General features: G+C 65.9%; 26 protein-coding genes. 11 read left to right on the top strand and 15 right to left on the bottom strand.

All coding sequences use genetic code 11. The annotated features are described in order from the left end of the window. The first annotated feature begins 63 nt into the window (after positions 1-63). Together K7711_RS24690 and K7711_RS24685 are read left to right on the top strand one after the other, a co-directional pair. Positions 64-576 carry a peroxynitrite isomerase gene (locus tag K7711_RS24690; protein ID WP_051193447.1) on the top strand — a complete coding sequence of 171 codons (513 nt, stop codon included), beginning with the start codon at positions 64-66 and terminating at the stop codon, positions 574-576. Positions 577-781: 205 nt separating this feature from the next. After that, on the top strand, positions 782-943 hold the full coding sequence (locus K7711_RS24685; protein ID WP_157186380.1) for a hypothetical protein: 162 nt from the start codon (positions 782-784) through the stop codon (positions 941-943). A gap of 418 nt (positions 944-1,361) precedes the next feature. Here the strand turns inward: K7711_RS24685 and K7711_RS24680 are convergent, their stop codons facing one another. The 5 genes from K7711_RS24680 to K7711_RS24660 all read right to left on the bottom strand — a co-directional run bounded on the left by K7711_RS24680 (position 1,362) and on the right by K7711_RS24660 (position 6,841). Next, on the bottom strand, positions 1,362-3,215 hold the full coding sequence (locus tag K7711_RS24680) for a penicillin-binding transpeptidase domain-containing protein (protein WP_222971840.1): 1,854 nt from the start codon (positions 3,213-3,215) through the stop codon (positions 1,362-1,364). A gap of 72 nt (positions 3,216-3,287) precedes the next feature. After that, entirely contained in the window at positions 3,288-4,151 is an 864-nt protein-coding gene (locus K7711_RS24675) for a GNAT family N-acetyltransferase (RefSeq protein ID WP_308014929.1), read from the bottom strand. Between the two features lie 163 nt (positions 4,152-4,314). Beyond that, positions 4,315-5,472 (bottom strand): flavodoxin-dependent (E)-4-hydroxy-3-methylbut-2-enyl-diphosphate synthase, encoded by a 1,158-nt coding sequence (ispG, locus tag K7711_RS24670; protein WP_222971839.1) that lies wholly within the window; start codon positions 5,470-5,472, stop codon positions 4,315-4,317. Between the two features lie 296 nt (positions 5,473-5,768). Beyond that, a complete protein-coding gene (locus K7711_RS24665; protein ID WP_222971838.1) occupies positions 5,769-5,972 on the bottom strand; it encodes a DUF397 domain-containing protein in 204 nt (67 codons plus the stop codon). Next, the gene (locus K7711_RS24660; protein WP_222971837.1) at positions 5,969-6,841 is read right to left on the bottom strand and encodes a helix-turn-helix domain-containing protein; all 873 of its coding nucleotides are present in this window, start codon (positions 6,839-6,841) and stop codon (positions 5,969-5,971) included. The genes K7711_RS24665 and K7711_RS24660 overlap by 4 nt, the downstream gene beginning before the upstream one ends. A gap of 285 nt (positions 6,842-7,126) precedes the next feature. On the opposite strand from K7711_RS24660, the gene K7711_RS24655 reads away from it, so the two are divergent. From K7711_RS24655 to K7711_RS24645, 3 genes are read left to right on the top strand one after another with little or no spacing between them, the layout of a single operon-like run. Beyond that, positions 7,127-7,288, top strand: coding sequence for a hypothetical protein (locus K7711_RS24655; protein WP_222971836.1), 162 nt, complete (start codon positions 7,127-7,129; stop codon positions 7,286-7,288). Then, entirely contained in the window at positions 7,285-7,602 is a 318-nt protein-coding gene (locus tag K7711_RS24650) for a hypothetical protein (protein ID WP_222971835.1), read from the top strand. Before K7711_RS24655 ends, K7711_RS24650 begins: the two co-directional genes overlap by 4 nt. Continuing rightward, the gene (locus K7711_RS24645; protein ID WP_222971834.1) at positions 7,599-7,814 is read left to right on the top strand and encodes a hypothetical protein; all 216 of its coding nucleotides are present in this window, start codon (positions 7,599-7,601) and stop codon (positions 7,812-7,814) included. Before K7711_RS24650 ends, K7711_RS24645 begins: the two co-directional genes overlap by 4 nt. Positions 7,815-8,079: 265 nt before the next feature. Here K7711_RS24645 and K7711_RS24640 read toward each other — a convergent pair whose 3' ends face one another. Together K7711_RS24640 and K7711_RS24635 are read right to left on the bottom strand one after the other, a co-directional pair. Next, on the bottom strand, positions 8,080-8,391 hold the full coding sequence (locus K7711_RS24640) for a helix-turn-helix domain-containing protein (RefSeq protein WP_235747746.1): 312 nt from the start codon (positions 8,389-8,391) through the stop codon (positions 8,080-8,082). A 396-nt stretch (positions 8,392-8,787) separates the two neighbouring features. Then, on the bottom strand, positions 8,788-12,069 hold the full coding sequence (locus K7711_RS24635; protein WP_222971833.1) for a protein kinase domain-containing protein: 3,282 nt from the start codon (positions 12,067-12,069) through the stop codon (positions 8,788-8,790). Between the two features lie 319 nt (positions 12,070-12,388). Here K7711_RS24635 and K7711_RS24630 point away from each other — a divergent pair, with 319 nt between their 5' ends. Next, on the top strand, positions 12,389-13,051 hold the full coding sequence (locus K7711_RS24630) for a nitroreductase (RefSeq protein WP_222971832.1): 663 nt from the start codon (positions 12,389-12,391) through the stop codon (positions 13,049-13,051). A 216-nt stretch (positions 13,052-13,267) separates the two neighbouring features. Beyond that, positions 13,268-14,605, top strand: coding sequence for an MFS transporter (locus K7711_RS24625; RefSeq protein WP_222971831.1), 1,338 nt, complete (start codon positions 13,268-13,270; stop codon positions 14,603-14,605). A 3-nt stretch (positions 14,606-14,608) separates the two neighbouring features. On the opposite strand, the gene K7711_RS24620 is transcribed toward K7711_RS24625, so the two are convergent. After that, the gene (locus K7711_RS24620; RefSeq protein ID WP_222971830.1) at positions 14,609-15,013 is read right to left on the bottom strand and encodes a hypothetical protein; all 405 of its coding nucleotides are present in this window, start codon (positions 15,011-15,013) and stop codon (positions 14,609-14,611) included. A 121-nt stretch (positions 15,014-15,134) separates the two neighbouring features. Further along, positions 15,135-15,512, bottom strand: a complete 378-nt coding sequence (locus K7711_RS24615) for a MerR family transcriptional regulator (protein ID WP_222971829.1) — start codon at positions 15,510-15,512, stop codon at positions 15,135-15,137. 65 nt (positions 15,513-15,577) lie between these two features. Between K7711_RS24615 and K7711_RS24610 the strand changes: the two genes are divergently transcribed. Further along, complete coding sequence (locus tag K7711_RS24610) at positions 15,578-16,453, top strand: polysaccharide deacetylase family protein (protein WP_222971828.1); 876 nt, start codon at positions 15,578-15,580, stop codon at positions 16,451-16,453. 43 nt (positions 16,454-16,496) lie between these two features. After that, a complete protein-coding gene (gene nfi, locus K7711_RS24605) occupies positions 16,497-17,165 on the top strand; it encodes a deoxyribonuclease V (RefSeq protein ID WP_235747745.1) in 669 nt (222 codons plus the stop codon). A gap of 67 nt (positions 17,166-17,232) precedes the next feature. Here the strand turns inward: nfi and K7711_RS24600 are convergent, their stop codons facing one another. Beyond that, positions 17,233-18,447, bottom strand: a complete 1,215-nt coding sequence (locus tag K7711_RS24600) for a M50 family metallopeptidase (protein WP_222971826.1) — start codon at positions 18,445-18,447, stop codon at positions 17,233-17,235. Between the two features lie 21 nt (positions 18,448-18,468). Then, positions 18,469-19,608: a 1-deoxy-D-xylulose-5-phosphate reductoisomerase gene (gene dxr, locus K7711_RS24595; RefSeq protein WP_222971825.1), complete on the bottom strand. Its 1,140-nt coding sequence runs from the start codon at positions 19,606-19,608 to the stop codon at positions 18,469-18,471. Positions 19,609-19,724: 116 nt separating this feature from the next. Here dxr and K7711_RS24590 point away from each other — a divergent pair, with 116 nt between their 5' ends. Beyond that, positions 19,725-20,003 carry a DUF2631 domain-containing protein gene (locus K7711_RS24590; RefSeq protein ID WP_222971824.1) on the top strand — a complete coding sequence of 93 codons (279 nt, stop codon included), beginning with the start codon at positions 19,725-19,727 and terminating at the stop codon, positions 20,001-20,003. 279 nt (positions 20,004-20,282) lie between these two features. On the opposite strand, the gene K7711_RS24585 is transcribed toward K7711_RS24590, so the two are convergent. The 4 genes from K7711_RS24585 to K7711_RS24570 all read right to left on the bottom strand — a co-directional run bounded on the left by K7711_RS24585 (position 20,283) and on the right by K7711_RS24570 (position 23,994). Then, a complete protein-coding gene (locus K7711_RS24585) occupies positions 20,283-21,083 on the bottom strand; it encodes a LysR family substrate-binding domain-containing protein (protein WP_222971823.1) in 801 nt (266 codons plus the stop codon). 21 nt (positions 21,084-21,104) lie between these two features. Further along, positions 21,105-22,139, bottom strand: a complete 1,035-nt coding sequence (locus K7711_RS24580) for a glycosyl hydrolase family 18 protein (RefSeq protein ID WP_308014928.1) — start codon at positions 22,137-22,139, stop codon at positions 21,105-21,107. Positions 22,140-22,655: 516 nt separating this feature from the next. After that, a complete protein-coding gene (locus tag K7711_RS24575; RefSeq protein WP_222971821.1) occupies positions 22,656-23,255 on the bottom strand; it encodes a DUF6642 family protein in 600 nt (199 codons plus the stop codon). Between the two features lie 376 nt (positions 23,256-23,631). Further along, positions 23,632-23,994 (bottom strand): winged helix-turn-helix transcriptional regulator, encoded by a 363-nt coding sequence (locus K7711_RS24570; protein ID WP_308014927.1) that lies wholly within the window; start codon positions 23,992-23,994, stop codon positions 23,632-23,634. Between the two features lie 175 nt (positions 23,995-24,169). On the opposite strand from K7711_RS24570, the gene K7711_RS24565 reads away from it, so the two are divergent. Then, positions 24,170-24,658: a TIGR03618 family F420-dependent PPOX class oxidoreductase gene (locus tag K7711_RS24565; protein WP_222971820.1), complete on the top strand. Its 489-nt coding sequence runs from the start codon at positions 24,170-24,172 to the stop codon at positions 24,656-24,658. Positions 24,659-25,054: the final 396 nt, after the last annotated feature.

Raw genomic sequence — 25,054 nt, 5'->3', positions numbered from 1 at the left:
CCCCGTACGGTCCTTGTGACGAATCAGCACGGTGACATCGCGCCTGATACGCGGCCGACCACTATGCTGGCCGCCGTGCTCGAACCCAACAGCCCCGTCGCGCCCCACCCCGACATCGCCCGCCTGGCTCCCCTGCTGGGCGTATGGCGGGGCTCCGGTCACGGCGAGTACCCGACCATCGACTCCTTCGACTACGAGGAGGAGATCCAGTTCGGGCACGTGGGCCGTCCGTTCCTGACCTATCGCCAGCGCACCCGGCACGCCGCCGACGGCCGCTCGCTGCATGCGGAGACCGGCTATCTGCGCTGTGCGGGCCCGGACCGCATCGAGCTGATCCTCGCCCACCCGACGGGCATCACCGAGATCTGCGAGGGCACCCTCGTCGTGGACGAGGACGGGCTGCACCTGGACATGGGTTCCACCTCGATCGGCCGGACCAGCACCGCCAAGCTGGTCACGGCCCTCGGCCGCACCTTCCGGGTGTCCGGGGACACGATCGACTACACGTTGCGCATGGCCGCGGTCGGGCAGCCGGAACAGCATCACCTCGCCGCCAGTCTGCGACGCGCGGAGTAGTACCGAAGCGAGATCAAATCGAGACCCACCCGCTGACCTGCGCACAGGCGCCATCCAGCGGCTTCGCCCCTGATTCGGGGGTTGTCGGCACGGAGTGTCCCGTTCTACCGTTTCGTGACCAGCTAACAACTGGCGATCACAGTTACGGACCGTTCACTCTCATACGCCCACACGGGAAAAACCCTCATCGACAAGGGAGAAGCCCATGAAGCGGTCGACACTAGCCGTCATCACGGCGGGCATGATCCTGGCAGGAACCGGTGCCGTCGAAATTCTCGGCGATTATTCGGTAAGCTCCACCACCCCCGACCAGAACACCGCCCCCGCGGCGGCCCACGGCGACCTGAAACCCATCTCCCAGCACTGAATCCCCACGGCGTAATTCGCGCCACCCGCACGACGATCCACTCGCCCGCGCAAACTCCGGTCCGCGAATCCCGGCCACACCCGCACGCCAACTCCGGGGCGTTCGGTATCAGCCGGAATCCCTTGCCTCACAGCTGAATTCGCATGTCGTGCGGCGGCCGACCCAGCACTCCCGGCGGTCCCGCACTCGGTTCCCCACTGCCCCAAGGCCGAATTCGCATGTTTGCGCGACAGCCCACCCCACGCAATCCCGGCGCTCCGCACGCCGAAAGCGCGCGGTCCGCCTGGGTCGATGGCGACTCTTTCCCGTCGACGGCCGTTCCACCCATAGCCAAATGTCCGCACCTGCGAGTAGCTGCGGGTTTCGACGCCGCTGCACCGCACATCGCGGTGACCTCACCCCGGGCTTCCTGACCAGTTCACGTGGCGCCGGACGGCAACGCGAGGAGCATGTCACGGGTCACGGCCACCGCATTGTCGGAGCTGCCGCCGTCGACAAGCATTGTCGCCCAGGCCATGTCGCCACGATAGCCGATGAACCAGGAATGCGAACCGCCCTCGACTTCGGCTTCGCCGGTCTTGCCGTACACCTCGCCCTGGTCGGCAATGTGGGTGGCGGTGCCCTCCAATACCACCTTGCGCATCATCAGCCGCAGCGCGGCGATCACCTTCGGCGAGGGCGCGGGGCGCGTGGCGGACACCTTGGTCGGGTGTCCGGACAGCAGATACGGCACCGGGGCTGAACCGTGCGCCACCGTCGCTGCGACCAGGGCCATGCCGAACGGGCTGACCAGCACCCGGCCCTGGCCGATTCCGTTCTCGGTGCGCTGGGTCGGGTCGTTGGTGGGCGGCACCGATCCGGAGACCGTGGTCAGTCCGGGGATCGAATAGTCCGGGCCCACACCGAATTTCGTCGCCGCGATGGTGAGCGCGTCGCCGGAGAGTCTGCTGGCCAGTTCGGCGAAGGAAGTGTTGCACGAGCGCGCGTACGCCTGCGACATCGGCACATCACCGAGGCTGAAGCCGTCGTAGTTGGGAATCGTCCGCTCCCCGATGACGATTCGCCCCGGACACGGCAGCACCGTATCGGGCGTGGCGATCCCCGAGGCCATCGCCGCGGCGGCGGTCACCGTCTTGAACGTCGAGCCCGGCGGGTACAACCCGGACGTCGCGATCGGGCCGTCCGCATCGGCCGGTTCGTTCTGCGCCACCGCGAGCAGCGCGCCCGTGGAGGGCTGCAGGACGACCATCACGGTCTTGTCCGGACGCCCGTCCACCGCGCGCTGCGCAGCACTCTGCACCGTGCGGTCCAGGCTCAGCGCGAACGACGGAACAGGCTGCGGGGCAACCTCTTTCAGCACATCGGTGTCCGCGCCGTTGGCGTTCACGGTGACCACGTCCCAGCCGTCCTTGCCGTCGACCTCGTCGATGACGGTCTTGCGGACCTGGGTGATCAGATCGGGCGCGAATCCGCGATCGGTGGACACCATATCCCACTCCTTCGCGGTGGTGACCCCCGGAAGTCCCAGCAGATCACCGCTGACCTGGTTGAACTCCGTCTCGCTCAGCAGTGCGACGGTGTACGCGCCACCGGCCTTGCGTGCGGCGTCCACGATGCCGTTCGCGGTGACGGTGTCGTCGAACCGGTGCAGGGCATAGGCGAGCGCGCCGGTGGTGTATCCCGGATCGGTGGCCTGCGCGAGGGTGAACGTGATCCGGTGCACCACACCGGGAATCAGCACGTCGGTGCCCGAACGCTCGTTGACGCGGGCGCGCGGGGCGGGCGTCTCCCGCAACGCCATCGTCTGGGTGTCGCCGAGTTGCGGATGGATGTCCGATGCGGTCCAGCGCACCTGCCAGCCGCCGTCGACGCGGCCCATCTGCAACTGCCCGGTGTAGCTCCACACGCGGTTCTTCGCCAGATGCCATTCGTAGGTGTAGTCCACGGTGGCCGTATCGCCGCTGACCCGGGCCGAGCCGGTATGCGCCGACATCGTCTGCGCGCCCAGGTTGTCCCAGGCCGAGGCGAGTGCCGCGGCGGCCTGGTCGGGCTGATTGGTGCGGCCCGCCGCGGCGTGCACATCGTGCCGGGCGAAGTCGCCGAGGAAATCGGCCGCGGCGGCCAGGGGGCCCTGCGGTCCGGACGCGCACGCGTCCGCCGACACCGCGACCACCACGGCCGTCAACGCCACGGCCGTCCGGCCGCGAAGCGGAGGCCGAAGATCCTGTTGCCGACAGTTGCGGAGTGACAGCGGAATTCGCAGTTTCACCATCGCGTGAAATGGTATCCAGCAAACGACCCGCCAACCGGGCGACACACGGCACGAACGAGCGGTCTGCGCCGGTCAGTCCACCAGAATTGTGGCGAATGTGCCGATCTGCCGGAATCCGATGGTCGCGTAGGCGCAGCGGGCAATCTCGTTGTAGCTGTTCACGTACAGGCTCGCCGTCCGCCCGGAGGCCACCACCGCATTGGCCACGGCCGCCGTGCCCGTGGTGCCGAAACCCTGCCCGCGCCGATCGGGATGCACCCACACACCCTGAATCTGCCCGGCACGCCGGGACATCGCCCCCACCTCGGCCTTGTACACGACCTCGCCGTCCTCGAAACGCGCCCAGGCCCGACCGGACTGGATCAGACTGGCCACGCGCCGCCGGTAGCCGCGCCCGCCGTCCCCGGCGCGCGGATCCACCCCGATCTCCTCGGTGAACATCGCGACCGCGGCCACCAGATATCGATCGAGCTCATCGGTGCGCACCCGGCGCACCTTCGGATCGGCGAGCACCTCCGACGGTCCATCCAGGGCCAGCAGCGGCTGTTCGGGCCGCACCTCGCGGGGCGGACCCCAGCTTCGGCTCAGCAGGTCCCACAGCGGCAGCGCCAGCTCCTGACGACCCACCACGGACGAACACACCCGAGGCCAGCGCGCCGCGCGATCGGCGAATGCCTTGAGATCGTCGGGACCACCGCGCAGCGGGATCAGATTCGCGCCGGAGAAGCACAGCGACTCGGCCGGACCGCCGCGACTCCAGATCTCACCCAGGCCGGTCCTGGTCTCGATGCCGTACTCCTGTAGCCGCGCGACCACCATGCAGGAGGCCACCGGATCGGCATCGAGCACTTCCAGCACTCGGGAAAGGTCGCGATTGGCAAGTTGACGCGCACCGGACAGTCGATTCCGTCGAGTGGGTTCCAGCACGCTCCGCACGATCACAGCCTGCCATGAACAGCCCGACGATGCGGAGATTTGTTCAGGTCGTTACCGCGTGTGGGAGGGCATCTACGGCGAAAGGCGGGTCCCCTGTGACACAGGAACCCGCCTCAGCGCGAAATTCGGTCAGGAAACCCGGCCGTTCACGGCCGGGAGACCATCAACTGACGGTGACGACCGGCTCGCCCGTACCAGAGCCTTCGCCCATCTCCTCGGCGATGCGCATGGCCTCCTCGATGAGGGTTTCCACGATCTGATGTTCCGGGACGGTCTTGATGACCTGGCCCTTCACGAAGATCTGGCCCTTGCCGTTACCCGAGGCGACGCCCAGGTCGGCCTCACGAGCCTCACCGGGACCGTTGACGACACAACCCATCACGGCCACGCGCAACGGCACCTCGAGTCCGTCGAGTCCGGCGGTGACCTCGTTGGCCAGGGTGTAGACGTCGACCTGCGCGCGACCGCAGGACGGGCAGGACACGATCTCGAGTTTGCGCGGACGCAGATTCAGCGACTGCAGAATCTGGTCGCCGACCTTGACCTCTTCGGCGGGCGGCGCGGACAGCGAGACGCGGATGGTGTCGCCGATCCCCTCGCTCAAAAGCGCGCCGAACGCCACCGCCGACTTGATGGTGCCCTGGAAGGCCGGGCCCGCCTCGGTGACGCCAAGGTGCAGCGGATAGTCGCTCTGCGCGGCCAACTGCCGGTACGCCTCGACCATGATCACCGGATCGTTGTGCTTGACCGAGATCTTGATATCGCCGAAGCCGTGCTCCTCGAACAGCGAGGCTTCCCACAGCGCCGATTCGACCAGCGCTTCGGGGGTGGCCTTGCCGTACTTCTCCAGCATCCGCTTGTCGAGCGAACCGGCGTTGACGCCGATGCGGATCGGAATGCCCGCGGCGCCGGCCGCCTTGGCGACCTCCCCGACGCGGCCGTCGAATTCCTTGATGTTGCCCGGATTCACCCGCACCGCAGCACATCCCGCGTCGATGGCGGCGAAGATGTAGCGCGGCTGGAAGTGGATGTCGGCGATCACCGGGATCTTGGATTTGCTGGCGATGGTGGCCAGCGCGTCGGCATCTTCCTGCCGGGGGCACGCCACGCGCACGATGTCGCAGCCCGAAGCGGTGAGCTGCGCGATCTGCTGAAGGGTGGCGTTGATGTCGTGGGTTTTGGTGGTGGTCATGGACTGCACCGAGATGGGGTGATCGCTACCCACCCCCACAGTGCCGACCATCAGCTGGCGCGTTTTGCGTCGCGGTGACAGGACCGCCGCTGGTGCGGCGGGCATACCCAATGCGATGGCACTGGTCACGTTCGGCTGCCTACTTTCCATATCTGCTCCACCGGATCTTTCGCCGAGTCTAGTGCTGCCGGATTGGCGGGCGCTGTGTGAGCCTCGATGCAGGGCAGGCGGGAAGGGCCTGCGGCAGGGATTGAGCCGTACAGAAAGGTATTCGGCGCGCGGCGACGCCTGGTTCTGTGCAACAGGTTTCACATCTGACGCACCACTGGGCCCGGTTCAGGACTCGTCAGCGGTGTGACCGATCACACACTCCAGCGCTCGACAGCGGTTGGTCCCAGATGGTGGAACGCTGCTCCTGTGGAGCCCTATCGATCGAACCCACCCTCCGCGAGGCGATCGGTGAACCTGTCCCACTCGGCCGAACCGAAGATCAATGCCGGACCGGCGGGATTCTTCGAATCACGGACGCCGACCATGCCGCCGTTCAGATGGGCCACCTCGACGCAGTCTCCGCCGCTCACACTCCGGCTGCTCTTGAACCACCGCGCACCCGATAGATCGACGATCATGATCCGTACTCCTTCTGCCTCGCCTCGATGAGACTGCGGGTGTCGTTCTTGCTCAAGGCTACTCGTTCGATGTCGGCCCGAGCGGCGCGATACATTTCGATCTCGGCAGGCTTATCGAGGTAGAGCGCACCGGCAGAGTTTTCGACATAGATGACCGGCGACTCCGTGAGAGCAGGATTCGGATGCTCCGGAAACTCCAGGAAGACAAAGTCTTTGCTGTGCAAACCGAGGTGCACCGGAGCACCGAATGGAACAGCTCTAACTGAAACATTCGGGAGCCGACCGATCTCGAGGAGATGGCGCATCTGTTGGACCATGACATCGTTGCCACCGACGTTTTGACGCAGTACCGATTCATTTATGAGGGCTTTCAACTTGAAACTCGGATCGCCAAGCCTTTCCTGACGTTTCGCGAGTAGCCCGAGTTCGGTATTGATGTCCACCGGCTGCCCCCGCAGCTCCCACAGCGCTCGCCGGTACTCCGGAAGCTGAAGCAACCCAGGCAGAATCGCCGACTGCCAGGTCGTGTAGCTGCAGGTCGCGGCCTCGAGACCGATAAACAGCTCCGCCCAGGCCGTGAACCCGCCAACGAAGGACTGCCACCACCCATCCTTGCGCGACTCCGTAGCCAACCACAGCAGAATCCGTCGGTCCTCCTCGACGACCCCGTACAGGTCACACAGCAGATTGACGGTCACACGCTTGATCTCGCTACTGCGGCCGGTTTCCAAGCGCCACAACGTCTGCGAGCCCATCTCGCATGCTCGGGCAGCGTGGGTCCGGCTCATCTTCCGCTCTTCCCGGAACTCACGCAGACGACGGCCGAGCACACGGCGCGGCAGGGTGCTGTTGCTCAATCGAACCGACACAGGGAAACACCAACCTTTCATTTGCGGGACCACCGTCGTACGCGACGTTCAGATTCATTCCATTTCACATGGAATGCTCCGAACGTTCCAAACCATGTGGAGTGATTTCGTTCCCGGGCGAAATCCAACGACGGCCCCCAACCGTACCCGTTCGGTGATTTACTGGCATACGTTCGCGGCCACCGGATCTCACCCATCAGTGGTCTATTCAGCCGATGCCACAACGTTTTTCCGCATTGCGCTTTTCCGCGCCGACATCCGATCCATCGAGCAAAGAAACGGAAGATGCTGCACTACACCAGAACCGGCGACACCATCGTCATCCCGTCGCGAGTGCGCGAACACGCCGGACCCGACCTCGCCCACGACCGGACGCAGCGCCACCTGAACTACCGAATCAACCGGCGTCCCGCCCGAAAGTCGCACGGCCAGGGTGATGCCCGATGAACCCGATGTCCGCCTGGGACGAGCTGTCGAGCATCGTCACCGTCCTCACCGGCTGCGCGGTCGTCCTGCTCGCCCTCGGCTGCCTGTGGCCGAACCCCCGCCCCACCCCACAACCCCGTGACTCGCGCCAACCCCACTGCTCCACTGTTCCGTCCTGCAGCCCTCCCCCGAAACCGTTCACCCTCGCCACAGCCCACCGCGACATGCAACTCCACCGCGACCACACCTGCGCCCGCAAACGCGCCGCCTTCGCCGCCCTCGTAGCCGCCGGCCACATCACCCCCGACTCCTACCGCCCCTGGCACCGCCCATGACCAACCGAGACGAACCCCCAACCACCCCAACACAATTCCCCCCACTGCTGATCCGAGCAATCGCCCTCACCACCCGAGCCACCACCCAGGGTTACCGCCTCGTCCGCCAAAACCCCACCCCCTACACCTGGCAACTACTAGACATCACCGACAACACCCCCATCCACACCGCCGAATCCCTCGACGACATCGAAACCTGGCTCGACACATAACAATCCCCGAACCACCGATCGCCTACACCGACCAACCATCACAGCTGGTCACATCAGCAGGCAGAACGACCAACACAACACAAGACCCCAGACCGGAAATCCATTGTGCGAAAAGCCTTCCGGGCACCGAAAGTCGAACTCTCCCGCAGTTCCCCAGACATCACCCAGCCACGTCGATTGTCGGTCGATCGCGACAACCGTGGAACTCATCGATGGAGTGGTACGAGTTGGTCCGGTTGATCCTCGTCGGACCAGGAACATCGGGTCAGGCGGCGTCGGGCTTCTCGAATCGAGCGACGAACCGCAGCTCCAACGCGTGAGCAAGCCGTTCGAGCATGCCGATCGTGGGGGTGCCGCCACCGGATTCCAGACGCGAGACATCCGGTTGGTGCAGCCCGGCTCGCTGCGCCAGCTGAGTCTGCGTGAGCCCGAGTTCGAGACGGCGTTCGCGAATGGCATTTGCGAACTCGATCGCCAGCCTGGCCTCTTCCCGACCGGCGCCGTACTCGTCCGCATCGAAGTCCGGCCGATCGAACCGCTCACGCCGCAGCGCATCCATATTCGTGTGGTCGCTCATCGTTCTGTCGCCTCCCTGTCGAAGCTGATCCGGGCGTGCTCGTGGTCAGATGAAACCGCAGCTCACGCACCCCATCGCCGAGGTTGCGCGACCACGGTTCGCTCAATGTCTCCGCCTTCTCGGCGAGCATGCCCACGTAGGTGTCTACGCGACCGAAGTCTCGATCCGACAGCGAGCGCAGCCAGTCAGCGACTTCCGGCTCGATCTCGACCGCATAGATCCCCATAGCATTGATCCTATATAGGATCAATGCTATGTACAATCGGCGGGTGGACTGGCATACACCTTGCAGTGCTGGTCGACGAACTACGCGCAGGCAGCAGAGTCGAAACGCTCCTCCCGGATAGCAGCTCCAGCAACATATTCGGTGTCGATGTGATGGATCGGTCGATCGCGTCAGGTGCTCTGTCTGCTCGGGTCCTCGATCACCCAGGCGGCGATCTGCACGCGGGAGTTGAATCCGAGCTTGGCGAGGATGTGTTCGACGTGGCCCTGGGCGGTGCGTTGGGATATCACGAGTTTCGCGGCGATCTGCTTGTTGCTCAGGCCCTGAGCGACCAGGTCGGCGACCTGTCGCTCACGATTGGTCAGGAGTTCGGAGGGGCGGGAGGTCGCGGTGGCGCTGTCCTTTCCGACCGCGAAGGCGAGTGCGGCATCCATGCCCATCGCCTGACCGCGCCGGAACGCACTGGCGAATTTCCGATTGCCGAGTGCGCGGCGTGCTGTCTCACCGCATTTCCGGTGCAGCGGCGACATGTCCGGCGACACGATCGTTGCGCTGTTCCCGGCCGGCCAGATGGTGTCGGTGGCGCCCATCAGCAGCGCGGCCCGCTCGGGATCGATATCCGCCACGATCCATGCCAGGGATTGAAGAACGAAAGATACCGAAACCGGACTGTTCAACTCGTGGCAGAGACGCACTGCGGTCTGGATCAACCCCTCTGCGCGGTCCTGATCGCCCTGCTGCCACGCCGCTACACCCATTCCGCGCAGGGCGGCACAGCGATAGGCCAGCTCGCCGGACGCTTCGGTGACGGCCAGTAGCTGTCGGCAGTATTCCTCCGCCCGTTCCCGGTCACCGTGCACCTCACAGGCCCACCCGAGGTAGGTCAGGGCACTGACATACAGTCCGGAGTCCGGCTGGGAGCGCAGTCGCCGCACCGCGCTCTCGAGCGATGTGCATGCGCCTGCGGCGTCGCCGCTCAGGAGTGCGAAGGTGCCCTCGGCGTGATCGAGGTAAGCCTGGATCACAGGACTGCGGTCCTGTTCCGCGAGCGACTGCACTTCCGCCAGAGAAGTTTCAGCGGTACGGAGGTCCCCGTGCGCTGCGGCGAGTTGGAGGTCGACCCACAACGCTGGTACGCGATCGGGTATCGACCGGGCCTCGGGACACGCCAGCGCACGCTCGATCCACGATCGACCCTCGCCGTAGAGTCCGCCGAAGAACCAGAACCCGTGCAGTGCGACAGCGATCTGCAGGGCCGCGTGGGCCGACTCCGCGGTCCCATCACCGATGAAGAATTCGAGTGCTTCGCGAAGGCTCGGCTTCTCCCTGCCGAGGCGGGCGAGCCAGTACGGTTGCCGGGCGCTGAGCCACTCGGCTTCGGCCTCCAGGGCCAGCCGTCGATACCATTCCGCGTGCCGTCGCCTCAGCTCCTGGTATTCACCGGATTCCTGCAACTTCTCCCGACCGTATTCGCGCAGGGTTTCCAGCATCCGGAAACGGACGAAGGTACCGACCTCCTCCCGGACCAGAATCGACTTGTACACCAGCGACGACAGCACGTCGAGCACGTCCTCCGGTGTCAGCGCGGCGCCGGACACCTCCGTGGCGGCGGTGAGTCCGAAAGACCCGGCGAAGATCGTCAGCCGGGCCCACAGCCGCTGCTCCGCCGCCGTACACAGGTCGTAACTCCAGTCGATACAGGACCGCAGAGCCTGCTGCCGCGTGGGCGCGGCCCGGCTTCCCTGGGTCAGCAACGAGTAGCGGTCATCGAGGTGCCGCAGGATCTGCGTCGGCGACATCGAACGCAGCCGAGCCGCCGCCAGCTCGATCGCGAGCGGCAAGCCGTCGAGGCGGGCACAGATCTGCGCAATCGCCGACTGGTTTCGCTCATCGAGCTGGAATCCCGGCAGAGCTGCGGCCGCGCGATCGGTGAACAGAGTCACGGCGTCGAAACGGGGCGTCCGCTGGGGAGTGAGTTCCCGGTCCTGGTCCGGAATCGTCAACGGCGGAACCTGGACCACCGATTCTCCGGCGATGTTCAGCGCCTCGCGGCTCGTAGCGAGGATCCGCAGATCCGGGCAACTGCGCAGCAGGGTGTCGGCCAGTTTCGCCGTCGCATCGACGAGGTGCTCGCAATTGTCCAAGATCAGCAGCATCTCGCGAGCGGCGGAGAAGCGCATCACCACCTGGAGCAACGATGCTCCCGGGACATCCCGGAGGCCGAGAACGGCTGCGATCGCGTCGACCAGGAGTGCCGGGTCGGATAGCTCGGCGAGTTCCACGAGCCATGTTCCGTCGGCGAAGTCGCGTTGCTGGGCGGAGGCCGCACGCAACGCCAAACGTGTCTTTCCGACACCCCCGATTCCGGTCAGTGTCACCAGCCTGGACGAGGACAGGAGGTTCTTGACCTCGGCCAGCTCGCTGCGCCGGTTGATGAAGCTGGTCAACTCCGACGGCAGATTGCCACGGCCCCGGCCGCTTCCCGGCTCCCCCGGGGTCACCAGATACTGCGGCGGAACGGGAGTTTCCCGAACATCGACCTTCCGGCCCGGCTCGGTGGGCAGTGCCATGGCATCCACCGGGAATCGGTGACGCTGCTGAATCCGGCGCAGGGAGCTGCCGAACGCGGTGGCGGTCGGGCGGGCGGTGCGGTCGCGGCTCATCGCCGCCGCCACGAGTGACACCACGTCATCGGTGAGGCCGCTGACCCGCAGATCCGGCACCGGCTCGGTGGTGATCCGCAAGAACTGCGTCAGCACGTTCTCGCCCTCGCGGCGCTCGAACGGCGCGTGACCGGTCAAGGCGCTGAACAGCGTCGCGCCCAGCCCGTACACATCCGAGGCAGGACCCGGTGTGTCGCCTTCGAGAACCTCCGGAGCGGTGTACGCCGGTGATCCCGTCAAGGTGCCCGCGGCGGTGCGGAAACCGCCCGTGATGTGTGCGATGCCGAAGTCCGTCAGGGCCGGTTCGCCGTATTCGGTGAGCAGGATATTCCCCGGCTTGACGTCGCGGTGCACGATGCCGAGACGGTGAGCGCTCTCGAGCGCTCCGGCGATCTTGACCCCGATCGACAGCGTTCGCTCCAAGGAGAGCGGTCCGTGCTTGCGGAGCCACACCTCCAAGGAGTCCGCCGAGTGGAACGGCATGACCAGGTACGGTCTGCCGCCGGCGGTGGTGCCGACCTCGAGGACTGTCACGATGTTCGGATGCCCGGTCAAGCGGCCCATTGCCCGCTGTTCGCGCAGGAAGCGCGCTCTGCTGTCGGGGTCCAGGTCATCGGTCGACACCTTCACCGCGACGGTCCGGTCCAGCGCCGCCTGCCAGCACCGGTACACCACGCCGAATCCGCCGCGGCCGACCTCCACCGCGTCCTCGAAACCTGCAGCTTCCAACTCCGCCGTGAGAGGTGTGACAACCTCACGACGGGTATGGAGAGAGTCGTCGTCACTCATCGGCCACTGGGGCATCCGGCGGGTTCGTGGACAGCGGGCATCCTTTGCTGATCGTTCGCCGTGTCCACTTTATCGCCTGAAATCGGGGTTTCGGCCCGGATCGCGTGATCGTGCCGAACCGCGGATGCCGCGCCACCGAGCACCAGGCGGCCGCTGTGCGCGCGCATCGTCACAGCTGTGGTCGTGCCGGACACGTTCACGCATCGCCCGGCAGTCCGCACGCAACCCGGAGTCTGCGGACCTTCCCGCGTTCCTTCTTTCGAAAGTCGTTGTCGTACAAAGGAATCATCCGGTCCGTCGGTGTCCGTAGGATGGCGAGGTGGACGTCTACCATGCGGTGCGGACCAGACAGTCGATTCGGGCATTCACCAGTGAGCCGGTGGATCGGGCGGTCCTGGAGCGGGTGCTCGAGGCGGCGACTCGGTCGCCGTCCGGGGGTAATCTGCAGCCGTGGCACATCTATGTGCTCAGCGGTGATCCGTTGGCGGAGTTGAAGAAACGGGTCGGCGACCGGATCGCGGCGGGTGATTCCGGGGACGAGCGGGAGTTCGCGGTCTACCCGCCCGATATGGGTTCGCCGTATCGGGAGCGCATTGCCGATATGGGCGCGCGCCGCTACGGCGCGATCGGCATCGCCCGCGACGACGCCGCTGGACGCGCCCAGGCCAGAGCCCAGAACTGGAACTGTTTCGGCGCATCCACCGCCCTGTTCTGCTACCTCGACCGCGACATGCCCGCCCCGCAATGGGCCGACGCGGGCATGTACCTGCAAACGGTGATGCTGCTACTGCGTCAGGAGGGTCTGCACAGCTGCGCCCAGATCGCCTGGTCCGAATACCACCGCGCCGTGGCCCAGACGATCGCACCGCCACCGGAGCGAATCCTGTTCTGCGGCATGTCCATCGGCCACCCCGACCCCGAAGTCCCGCACCCGCACAGCGTCCGAGCCCCACTGTCCGAGACCGTGACGTTCCTGGACTGAGCATCGGCCGCGGCCACTCGGCCATGCTCCACGTGGCCCGCCGCTACGCCGCCGCGCCGGACCTCGAGGTCTGGCGGCGGGAACACCACACCATCCCCGAACACCCGGACCAGGCCGTTCCCGGCTGAAATCTCGGTGATCAGAACCCTTCTGAGCGCTGCGCCGCGCCCCTACTCTGGCTGGTCGAGTCGACGCTGGAGAAGAAGAGGATCACCCATGTCGTTGCTGGAATCCGCGTCGGTGCACGAAGGCGCGGTGGAAGATGACCGACATCTGACGGTCACCGAAACCCGGACCGCGATCGCGGCGAGCCTGATCGGGACCACCGTCGAGTGGTACGACTTCTTCCTGTACTCCACTGCCGCCGGAATCGTGTTCGGCAAGTTGTTCTTCCCGCATACGAGCAGTTTCGTCGGGACGATGCTGTCGTTCGCGACGTTCGCGGTCGGATTCCTGATGCGGCCCATCGGCGGACTCGTCTTCGGGCACATCGGCGATCGGATCGGGCGCAAACGGACACTGGCGCTGACGATGGCGCTGATGGGCGTGTCCACCGCGCTGATGGGCGTACTGCCGACCGCGAGCGCGATCGGGATCGCCGCGCCGATCCTGTTGCTGCTGTTGCGAATTCTGCAGGGATTCGCACTCGGCGGGGAATGGGCCGGGGCTGTGCTGCTCGCGGTGGAATACAGTCCGCGACGCAAGGTCGGGATCTTCGGCAGTTATCCGCAGATCGGCCTGGCGCTGGGTCTGGCCCTGGGCACCGGAGTGTTCGCACTGCTGCGCTCGACGCTGAGCGAGCCCGCCTTCCTGAGCTATGGGTGGCGCATCGCGTTCGGCGCGAGCGTGGTGCTGGTCGTGATCGGTCTGATCGTGCGGCTGCGGATCGACGAGACGCCCGCGTTCCGGGAGATCGACCGGCTCAACCGGATCTCCAAGGTGCCGGTGGTCGAACTGTTCCGCAACGTGCGCAACCGGCGCAATACGTTCCTCGGTCTGCTCTCGCGCTGGGGTGAGGGTGCGGCGTTCAACACCTGGGGCGTCTTCGCAATCACCTTCGCCACCGGCCGCCTGGGTTTGCGTCAGGTTCCGGTGCTCGTCTCGGTCACCATCGCAGCCGTGGTGATGGCCGCGCTGATCCCGATCTCGGGACTGCTCACCGACCGATTCGGCCCGCGCCGGGTCTACATCGCGGGCATCGCCGCGTACGGGCTGCTGGTGTATCCGGTTTTCGCGGTGTTCGAGACGCGCAACATCGTGCTGTTCGCCGTGGCGATCATCGTGGTGTTCGGCGGCGCGCACGCGCTGTTCTACGGTGCGCAGGGCACGCTGTACGCAGGGTTGTATCCGCCCGAGGTGCGGTACACCGGGTTGTCGTTCGTCTATCAGTTCTCGGGGATCTACGCCTCGGGCATCACACCCATGATCGTCACCGCGCTGATCGCCGTGACGCATGGTTCACCGTGGCTGGCCTGCGGATATCTCGTGGCGACCGCCGTGGTGAGCGTCATCGCGACGCGATTCATCGACGAGGACGACAGGCTCACCGCCTGAGCATCACCCGAGGGTAGCCACCTTGGCCGTACCCTTCACGACGGTGTCGTTCCGGTCCACCAGTGCGGCACGGACCTGAACACGCTGTCCCCTCGCCATCGGCGTGCCCTGCAGGATCACCACGGCCGAGTGCTGCGCCCCGTCACAGGTGAACTGGTTCTGTGAACCCGTCGCGGACGGTTGGTCGGCATCCGGCGCACCTGCCATCACCTTCACCGCGGTTACCCCGGCAGAGGGATCGCAGCTGTACTTCACCATGACATTGGTGGGCCCGATGCCCGTGACATCGATGCCGTTGGCCGCGAACGCGGTACCCGCGGCCAACGCGACGGCCGCACCCACCCCACCTGCGACGGTGGTCAATCGAGCGGTATGCCGGAACTTGCCGAGAATCGACATGGTCGTCATTCCTCCTGTGTAGCGGACATGGATCGCTGGACACACTCAGAACGCATCACGGCGCCATACCGCGCGCCGCACGACCATGGTCCCGCACATCACCCCGCAGCCGCCACCCGGCCCCGGCCGATCATCCCGCGACAGGCCGCATACAGCCGCGCAACGAGTCGATGTAGGCGGTCATGGCGTCGCGGTTGCGCGTGAGCAGTTCGACGCGATCGGTCAGGCGATCACGCTGGGATTCCAGGACGGCCATGATCTCCGGCGTCGCGTCGGCGAAGTGGATATCACTCGGATCCCGCAGACACGGCAGGATCTGCTTGATGATCCGCGTCGGCAGGCCCGCGTCGAGCAGGCCGCGGATGTGCATCACCTGATCGACGAGAGATTCGCCGTAATCGCGGTACCCGTTGGCACAGCGGCCGACACGAATGAGCCCCTGCTCCTCGTAGTAGCGCAGCAGACGTGGCGTGGTCTGCGCGCGCCGCGCCAGTTCGCCGATCCGCATATGCCGCTCCTCACAACGACTTCCGGTTGACCCTCACACATGTGTGAGGGTTCGAGCATAGCGATATGAGCACAGACATCACCCTGTTCGACTACAGCCCGATCATCGATCGCGCGCCGATCCACTGGCCCGGCGGCAAGCGCGTGGCCTTCTACGTCGGACTCAATATCGAGCACTTCTACGTCGATCTGCCCGGCACCGCGACCTATCCGGGCACCACCGCGCTGACCCCGGACTCGCTCAACTACGGCTGGCGTGACTACGGCCCGCGGGTGGGCATCTGGCGGCTGATCGACACCCTGGACAAGTACGGCATCCGGGCCAGCGCACTGCTGAATTCCGATGTGGGCGAGCGGTATCCGCAGATCGTCCGCGCGGGCGTGGACCGCGACTGGGCATGGCTGGCGCACGGCAGCAGCAACAGCCACATGCACACCGGACTGCCGCCGGAGCAGGAGCGAATCGCGTTGCGCGACATCGTCACCGACATCGAGCGCAGCACCGGGCAGCGCCCGCGCGGCTGGATGGGCCCCGGCCTGACCGAAACCTTCGAAACACCGCGGCTGCTCGCCGAACTGGGCGTCGACTACATCCTGGATTGGACCAACGACGACCAGCCCTACCCGCTGAACGTCCCAGGGATGCTCAGCGTCCCGTATTCGGTGGAGCTCAACGACATCGGGATCTTCGTCAGCAAGGGGCTCACCGGACCCGACTTCGTGCGAATGGTCGTCGACCAGCTCGATCAGCTGTACGAGGACTCGGCCGAGAGCGGACGTGTGCTGCCCCTGGCACTGCATCCGTTCGTCACCGGTCAGGCGTTCCGCCGCCGTTATCTGGACGAGGCCCTGGACTACGTCACGAATCACCCGGGCGTCTGGGTCACCACCAGCGACGAGATCGCCGCACACTACCGGAAAAACGCCCTGACCAGCGAATAGTTTCCGGAAAATCCGCCGGAGTGCTAGAAAAGACGATATGCGGATGGCGATGACGGCGGAACTTCCGGACGACCCGGATGCGGCCGTGGCGCTACAGAACCGGCTGCGTGCGCAGGTGGATCGGACCGATCCGCGACCACCGCGGTTCGAGACGATCGCGGGATTGGATTCGGCCTACGACGAACAGGGCAATGTCGTTGCGGCCGTGGTGGTTCTGGACGCCGCGACACTCGATCCGGTCGACACGGCCACCGCGCGAGGCACGACCGACTTCCCGTACATTCCGGGACTGCTCGCGTTCCGGGAGTTGCCGACCGTCATTACCGCACTCGAAAAGCTCGGCACCACACCGGATCTGCTGATCTGCGACGGGCAGGGGCTGGCGCATCCGCGGCGCTTCGGCCTGGCGTGCCATCTCGGCCTGCTGACCGGCGTGCCCACCATGGGTGTCGCGAAATCGGTGTGGGGCAACGCTTCCGAGCCCGGACGCGAACGCGGCTCGGTCAGCGACATCCTCCTGGACGACGAGGTGGTCGGGCGGGCGGTGCGCACCCAGCCCGGGGTCAAACCCGTCTTCGTCTCGGTAGGACACCGCATCTCGCTCGATACCGCCTGCGCGACCGCACTCGCCCTCGCACCGCGCTACCGCCAACCCGAGACCACCCGCCAGGCCGACCATCTGTGCCGAACCCTGTTGCACGAGAACGCATGAGGCGTGCCCCGAGTGCCCGACTCGCCGCACACCGGGCCGACCGGCGTGCGGCGAAAAAGCCTGTCGCTCAGAAGAGTTTGATCGGATTCACGATGTCCGCGACGAGCACCAGGATCATGTACGCCCCGCCGATCACCACGACGACATAGGTGGCCGGTAGGAGTTTCATGTAGTCGACCGGGCCGCCCGCCTCCAGACCGCGCCGACCGCGCAGCATGTTGCGGACCTTCTCGTAGAGCACCACCGCGATATGCCCGCCGTCCAGCGGCAGCAGCGGCAGGATGTTGAACGCGCCCAGGAAGAAGTTCAGGCTCGCGAGCACCAGGATGAACACGTTCCACAGGCCGTGCTCGACGGTCTCGCCGCCGATCTTGCTGGCGCCGTAGACGCTGACCGGAGTATTGGGGTCGCGCGTGCCGCCGGTGACCGCGTGCCACAGGTTCACGACCTTGGTGGGCATCTGCGCCAGCGATTCGAAGGTCTTGCCGAACATCTCGCCGGTGAACCCGATCGAGGCCGGGATGGCCGTGAGGACGTTGTAGTGCTGGGTGTCGTAGTAGTCCTGCGAGACGCCGATCTTGCTCGCCGTCACCGGGGTCGCGGCGGGCTTGTTCGTCTTCGAATCGACCGGGTAGGTGTTCACCCGCACCGGATCGACCGTGATGTGCAGCGTCTTGCCGTCCCGCTCGACCGTGTAGTCGATCGGTCCGGTGCGGTCCTTGGTCTCGGACGCGATCTGCTGGATGCTCTGCACCGCGACGCCGCCCACCGCGACGATCTTGTCGCCACGCCGCATACCCGCCAGCTGGGCCGGACCCTCGCCGCTGCACTTCTGGTGGGTGCCGTCGGCATTGTCCGCGCCCACGCAGGCGACCGCGATCTGGTTGTCCGGCGGCGAATCCAGCCGCGGCAGACCCCAGCCGACGGCCAGGATCACGATCAGGATGAAGCCCAGCACGAAGTTCATCACGATGCCGCCGACCATCACAACCAGGCGTTTCCAGGTCTTCTGCCGGTACATCGCCCGATCCAGATCCGCCGGATCGATCTCGTCCAGCGCGGTCATCCCGGCGATATCGCAGAATCCACCCAGCGGCAGGGCCTTGAGTCCGTACTCGGTCTCACCGCGGCGGAAGGAGAACACCTTCGGGCCGAATCCGATGAAATAGCGGCGCACCTTCATACCGGTGGCCTGGGCGGCCCACATATGCCCACACTCGTGCAGCGCCACCGACGCCGTGATACCGAGGGCGAACAGCACGAACCCGAACACGAACCCCATGCGGTGTCGAACCCTCCTGCGTCAGTTGCCTACGTACGTGCGCGCACGCTGCCTCGCCCACGCGTCCGCCGCGAGCACCTCGTCCAAGGTACTGGGTTCCACGCGCCACTGGTCGGCCGACTCGACCACAGCCGCGACCGTGCGCACGATACCGGGGAAACCGATCAGCCCGTCGAGGAATGCCTGCACCGCGATCTCGTTGGCCGCGTTGTAGACCGCGGTCACGGTTCCGCCCGCCTGCCCCGCCTGCCGGGCCAGTTCGACCGCCGGGAAGACCTCGCTGTCGACCGGTTCGAACTCCCAGGTGTGCGACCGCGTGAAATCCAACGGCGCCAGGACGCCCGGTACCCGGTCCGGCCAGCCCAGGGCCAGGGCGATCGGCAGTTTCATATCCGGCGGGCTGGCCTGCGCGATCGTCGAACCGTCAGCGAAGGTGACCATGGAGTGCACGATCGACTGCGGATGCACGGTGACGTCGATGCGGTCGTAGGGAATGCCGAACAGCATGTGCGCCTCGATCAGTTCGAGGCCCTTGTTGATCAGGGTTGCCGAGTTCAGCGTGTTCATCAGGCCCATCGACCAGGTCGGATGCGCTTTGGCCTCGTCCGGGTTCACCGATTCGAGCATCTCGGTGGTCCAGCCGCGGAACGGGCCGCCCGAGGCGGTGAGCACGAAACGGTCCACCTCGTCGGCCCGTCCGCCGCGCAGGCACTGCGCCATCGCCGAATGTTCCGAGTCCACCGGGACGATCTGACCGGGCTTGGCCGCCCGGGTCACCAGCGAACCGCCCGCGACCAGCGACTCCTTGTTCGCCAGCGCCAGGCGGCGACCCGATTCCAGGGTGGCCAGGGTCGGTTCGAGTCCGAGCGAGCCGACCAGCGCGTTGAGTACGACGTCCGCGTCCGTGCGGCGCACGAGTTCGGTGACCGCGTCCGGACCGGCAAGGGACACACCGAGTTTCGCGGCGGAAGCGGGATCGGCGACGGCGACCTCGGTGGTGCCGGTGGCCCGGATCTGCTGCGCCAGCAGGTCGGTGTTGCCGCCCCGTGCGGCCAGCCCCACCACCTGGAAGCGGTCCGGGTTCTCGGCGATCACCTCGAGCGCTTGCGTACCAATGGAACCGGTGCTGCCCAGGAGCAGGACTCTCACTATGTCGGACACCACTTCATTGTTCCGCACTACGGACGCCGACACCTGCTCACCCCACTGGCTACGACGGGCAGTCGTATGTAACGATGATGACCGACAGTTCTACCTGTAACCGATGGGAGCGAGCAGTGGCCGGCACGGAAATGGAACACGCCGAGAGCAGCGGCGTCGTCACCAAGGTCGACCCCGCCGAGGTTCCCTCCGCAGCCTTCGGCTGGAGCGGTGAATCCCGGATGACCTTCAAGGTTGCGGGCGTCGTCGTCATCGTCATTCTGCTCGCCATGCTGTACGAGAACCAGCAGGGCGCCTCCACCGGCTGGACCGGTTACATCTACCTGATCCTGTTCGCCGCGGCCATCGCGGGCGTTCTGATCCGCGACACCGTGCTGAAGAACAAGCCCAAGTAAAAGCGGGTAACCGGCCGCCTGGAGCCCTGCGGGGGCGTGACGAGTAATCGTCCCGGGCGGCTTTTCGCTGTCCGGGTCCGTTGCAAGAGCTGCTGCCGTGTCCGGTCTTGCGTCGGAAACTTTTGCAACGCAAGGTAATCAAGCGAGCCAAGGGCGCCACACAAGCCAGGCACCCGGGTGCGTCCGACGGCTCGCGCGGCAGTCGACACTTCGGCTGAACACGCCCGTGACGGTCTCTCGCCCCGATCGACAGGACTCCCGGTCTCGAGCCGCAGGACCTCAGCGACCCCGCCGCCCGCGTACGTCTCGTTGGCCGGTCTTGCTACCTCCTGATCGTGCGCCCTTCTTCTGCGCGCCACCGCCCTTCCCGGCACCCGACCTGGTACCGGCAGTGCCGCCGCCCGTCTTGCCCGTCCCGGTCTTACCTCCAGTCGAACGTGCTCGCCCCGACTGCGCTCCCTTACCGTCGGCTGCCTTGCCGTCCGCGGGTTTACTCTTGCCGCCCGACGAAACGTCCTCCTGCTGGCCACGGGTGCTGCGGGCGGTGCGGCCGCGGACGACGCCGATGAAATCCTCCACGGCCGGATTGTCCAGGTCGATGGGCCAGGCCAGGGCGATCTCGGTCGGCGGGAGGTCGGTGACCGTGCGGTAGACGAGGTCCTTGCGGTGGTGCAGGCGGGCCAGCGAATGCGGCATGATCGCCGCGCCGCCCACCGCCGCGACGAGTTCGAGCGTGCCCGACAGCGCGTCCAGATCGTCCGCGTCCTGCATCCGCTCGTCGGTGAGATCGGTGGTGGCGACCTCCTCGAACAGCGCGATCGGGTGATCCTTCGGCACCACGACGACGGGCAGTTCGTGGTACAGCGGGATCGCGTGCATACCCTCGCGGTCGATGGGCAGGCGGACGAAGCACATGTCGACCGCACCGTCGCGCAACGCGGACTCCTGCTGCGACTGCGGGATCCCGATCACGGCCAGTGAATCGTCCGCGAACCGCTCCGACCAGATCCTGGCCCACTTGGCGACGGTCACGCCCGGCACGTATCCGACCCGCAGCGCATCGGGAGCACACTCGTTCACCCGACCAAGGGTATGGGATACCTATCCGCGCACCGCACCCCAGTCGCGCCGGTAGTCGGACCAGTTCTGCGACGTCGCGGTGAAATCGACGTACATCGCGACCCCGAAGGACTCCCGCCCCGGCGCGGTGCGGCCGAGCCCGAGTCGGATGCCGCGCAGGGCCGCCGGAACCGTCTCGGCATTTCCGTGGTGGCCGTAGTCGTCCGCCCAGTACGCGGGCACACCCATCAGCAGATCCACCGTGGCCGGAGCGGCCTCCAGCGCCAGGGCGGTCTGCTCGGCGACGTAGCCGCTGTACAGCGGACGCCACGGCATCCAGGTGTCGTAGGACATCACCGCCAGCTGATCGACCCGGCGCGCAACGTCGGCGAAATACCCTCGCGACCAATACTTTCCGTTCCCGGTCAGCACCGCGCCGACGTGGTGCACACCCGGCAGCGGCTCGAGTTGCGGCGTGGACACCGACAGCAGCGCGTGCCGGGCCGAGGTGACCGCGCGAGCCCGATCGAGCATCGTCAGATAGTCCGGAGAGCCCGAACGAACCGGCTCCAAATCCAGGTGCACACCATCGAATCCGAGCTCCAGCACCCGAGCCACGGATCCCGCGAACCGATCCCGCGTCGCCGGATCGTTCATGTGCAATCCGTCGAACGCGGGCGCAACCACATCCCCCAACCAGGACTGCACCCGGACCCCCGGCGCCATCCGATGCACCGCCGCGACGAACCACCCTGCCCGCGAGAACAATTCGGCCCGCACCCCACCGTCGTCCGACAACGGCCCGGTGTGCACGTACAGATCCCGAACCCCGGTCCCCGACAACTGCTTCGCCAGCGCCGCCACATCCGCCTCACCCTTACGCCCGTCCACCCAGGCATGCCCCAACCAGTAAGCGTCCCGCCCGCGAGTATGCGCACCAGCGGCAGGCGTGCCCGCATCCTCGACGAGCAACCCCACCACCCCCACACCGACCACAACCATCACCACCACGACGACCAGCACCACAACCGCCAGAACCCGCCGCCACCAAGACCATCCCCGCCACCAAGCACCCACACTCGCCGTCCCGCGCCTCACCACTCCCCCACACCGCATCCCGGGATCGTACCGACCGCACGACATCTCCCTGTCGAGCCGACGCTCCCGACCCCTCCGGTCCGCCTCGCACATCCCTCCCCGGGACCAACGACGACGAAATCGGTCCCGATACGCAGAGTTCCACAGTCCCCCGAGGCAGACTTCAGATCCCGCATCGGATTGCAGGTCGCGCAAGGGCATCAGCCGAGATCGGGATGCCGGTCCTGCCGAATCCATCAGACCCCGCGATCAGCCACTTCGTCTGCGTCGCAACCTTTTTCGTCACGGCGAGCGATGTCGCCGAAATTCGCCGGCCCGTCCCGCCGAATCACCACAGTTCGGCTCGCAGGACCGAGAGCAGATCAGGACTGCGAATCCACCGGAGTTCCGGCTCTGGTGCACTTCCGGTGGTCGAGCCGACAGGATGCGGTTACGTGGCAGCTGAAAACCGGCCCGCCAAACATTTGTCGACAATGGATTCCACGTGCACGACGCTCACTTTTCCAGGGCGGCGGTAGCGATCGATCGTTCAGATGCCCACAGCGAGTGGGCCATCCGGAACCCGAGCTTCTTCGTCAGCTCGGGATGATCCTTCCGCAGCCTGTAGTAGGCCGATCTCATGTTGGCCGAGCCCATGAGATCGGAGACCATCAAGAGTTCGAAAGCGGCCGCCTCCACCCAATCGACATCGCGGGTATAGCCGGCGACCGCCCGTGCGCCGGTTTGTTTGCAGAACGCCATCAAAGTCTGGTCCGAGGACGCGAGCACCCTACACGATGCAAAGTAAAGGATTTTCCCAGCGCATCGCCCATCTACGAGGTCGGCGAACTCGGCGAGGGAGACGTCACCATCGCCGACGGAAAGGGTGTTGGCAGTGCCGTGGAAGCCGAGATAGGCGAAGTCATATCCCTTCAACTCGCCGTTCAGCCAGCGGTCGACATAATGCTCGAGCTCTGCATACGTTCCGACGTCACGGTGGACCAACCGAATCCTTCCGGCACGCTCGAGCAAACGGAGCGCGGACTCGATACTGAGTCGGCTCTCCAACGAGTTCTCCCAATCCCCCTCCAGACACAACACACCCGGTGGCTTCACTGCGGTCTCCCTCCCTCAATTCCCCATGTCCACTGCGGTTTCCGGCGAACCGACTCCAGCCGACCGTCGCCATTCCAGGGTAGGCCCGCAGCCGTGCACGGACGACGTCTCTTCGCGGGGACTGCGATAACCCCGGCTATTACGTCAGTCTCGGTCTCGGCCTACCGCGATTCAGCAGCGGCTTGTGCCGGTGCGCTTGTTCTATGACTTCCTGATGGAAGAGGGTCTGCGGGAATCGAATCGGTGGGCCGCGCCGGTAACCCCTGGTCGGCAGAGCGGCCGCGCCTTCTGGTCGTGGGTCGACGAGGAATGGGCCGGCTCATCGGCGTGGACATGCACGAATTCCGCGCGGCGGTGCCCCTCGGCAAGCCACTGGTCAAGTTCGAAACAATGACCTGGCCGCCGCGCCCTCGGACCTCGACTGATGGTCGTAAGTTTCACGCGCAGAATCGATCTCGTGCCGGTGACGGTCGGCCCAGCCCGTCAATGCCAGCAGCGTCTCGTACAGCTCTCGGGCCATCGGCGTCGCTTCGTATTCGGTCCGAGGAGGCACCGTCGGATAGACCGTCCGGACGACCAGACCGTCACGCTCGAGGTTACGGAGGGTCAGGGTCAACATGCGCCGACTCACACCTTCGATATCACGCTCGAGCTGCGTGAATCGCATCGGCCGCTGCGTGGTGAGCAGCAGGATGCCGATAGCCCATTTGCCGCTGATCCGATTGAGAACCTCGAGCACCGAACACGCCTGGCCGACGGGTGAATCTACAGGCTCGCCAACGTTGACCGCTTCTACCTGCACTGGAACATCCATGTGCCCCTGAGACATCAAAGTGCCTCCTTCCGCCGAAGGTCATGGTGACAGATCATGCACTTAGTAACAAATAGTGCACCAAGACAACGGAGGGCAGTCCATGACCGACATCCACGAAACCTCGTACGAACCAGGCCGCGGCGCGGCACCGATGCGACTGTCCGCCTCGAGGCTGGAGCATTTCCTCGGCACCCATCGGATGGGGGCACTGGCAACGGTCAAGCGCGACGGGCACCCTCATCTGTCAACGGTCGCCTACAGATGGGATCCCGCCCCGCGCATGATCTCGATCGGTTCGACCGCCGATCGCGTCAAAGTGCGCCAGCTCACCCAGGACCCGCATGCCGCACTCTACGTGAGCAGCGCCGACCAGCTCACCTTCGCGGTCGCCGAGGGCACGGCCGAAATCTCCCCCGTCAGCACCACTCCCGGAGACGCCACCGGCCGTGAAATGCTCGCGATGTTCCCCGAATTCGACAACCCCGCCGACGAAGCGACTTTCCTCGCAAACATGGTCGAGGACAACCGGCTAGTGATCAGGCTCCACGTGTCCAAACTCTACGGTGACACCCTCACCACCGACTACTGACAAGTCGCTACTCGCGTGCCGACGGTTGAACTCACGGTTTGGCATGCTCACGTCAGCCAGCGCCACCCCGCCTCTCACCGGCTCGACATTTCAGGTTCCACAGAATGGTCTTGGTGTCGGTGCCTTCGATCACGCTGTTGCTGTAGGGGACGTGACGGCGTGGTCCTGGTCGAGGCCGCGAAGGAACGGACCGCATGGCGGCCATGGGCATCGGACTGCTACTGCGGATGGTCCGGGAGGACGTCGGCGGGGTGGCCGTTGTCGTCGAGGGTGTTCTCCAAGCCCTGTGGGAGGGGGGTGCCGTAGGGGGACGGGTCGCCGGGGTCGGTGGGGGTCTGCAGGGTTGCGGCGATGTCGGTGAGGGTTGCGGCGAGGCGGGGGGGGTGTGGGGGGTGG

It is taken from the genome of Nocardia coffeae (assembly GCF_019890715.1).
Classification (GTDB): Bacteria; Actinomycetota; Actinomycetes; order Mycobacteriales; family Mycobacteriaceae; genus Nocardia; species Nocardia jiangxiensis.
Note: the sequence above shows the minus strand (reverse complement) of the source record. Positions and strands in the feature narration are given on the sequence as shown.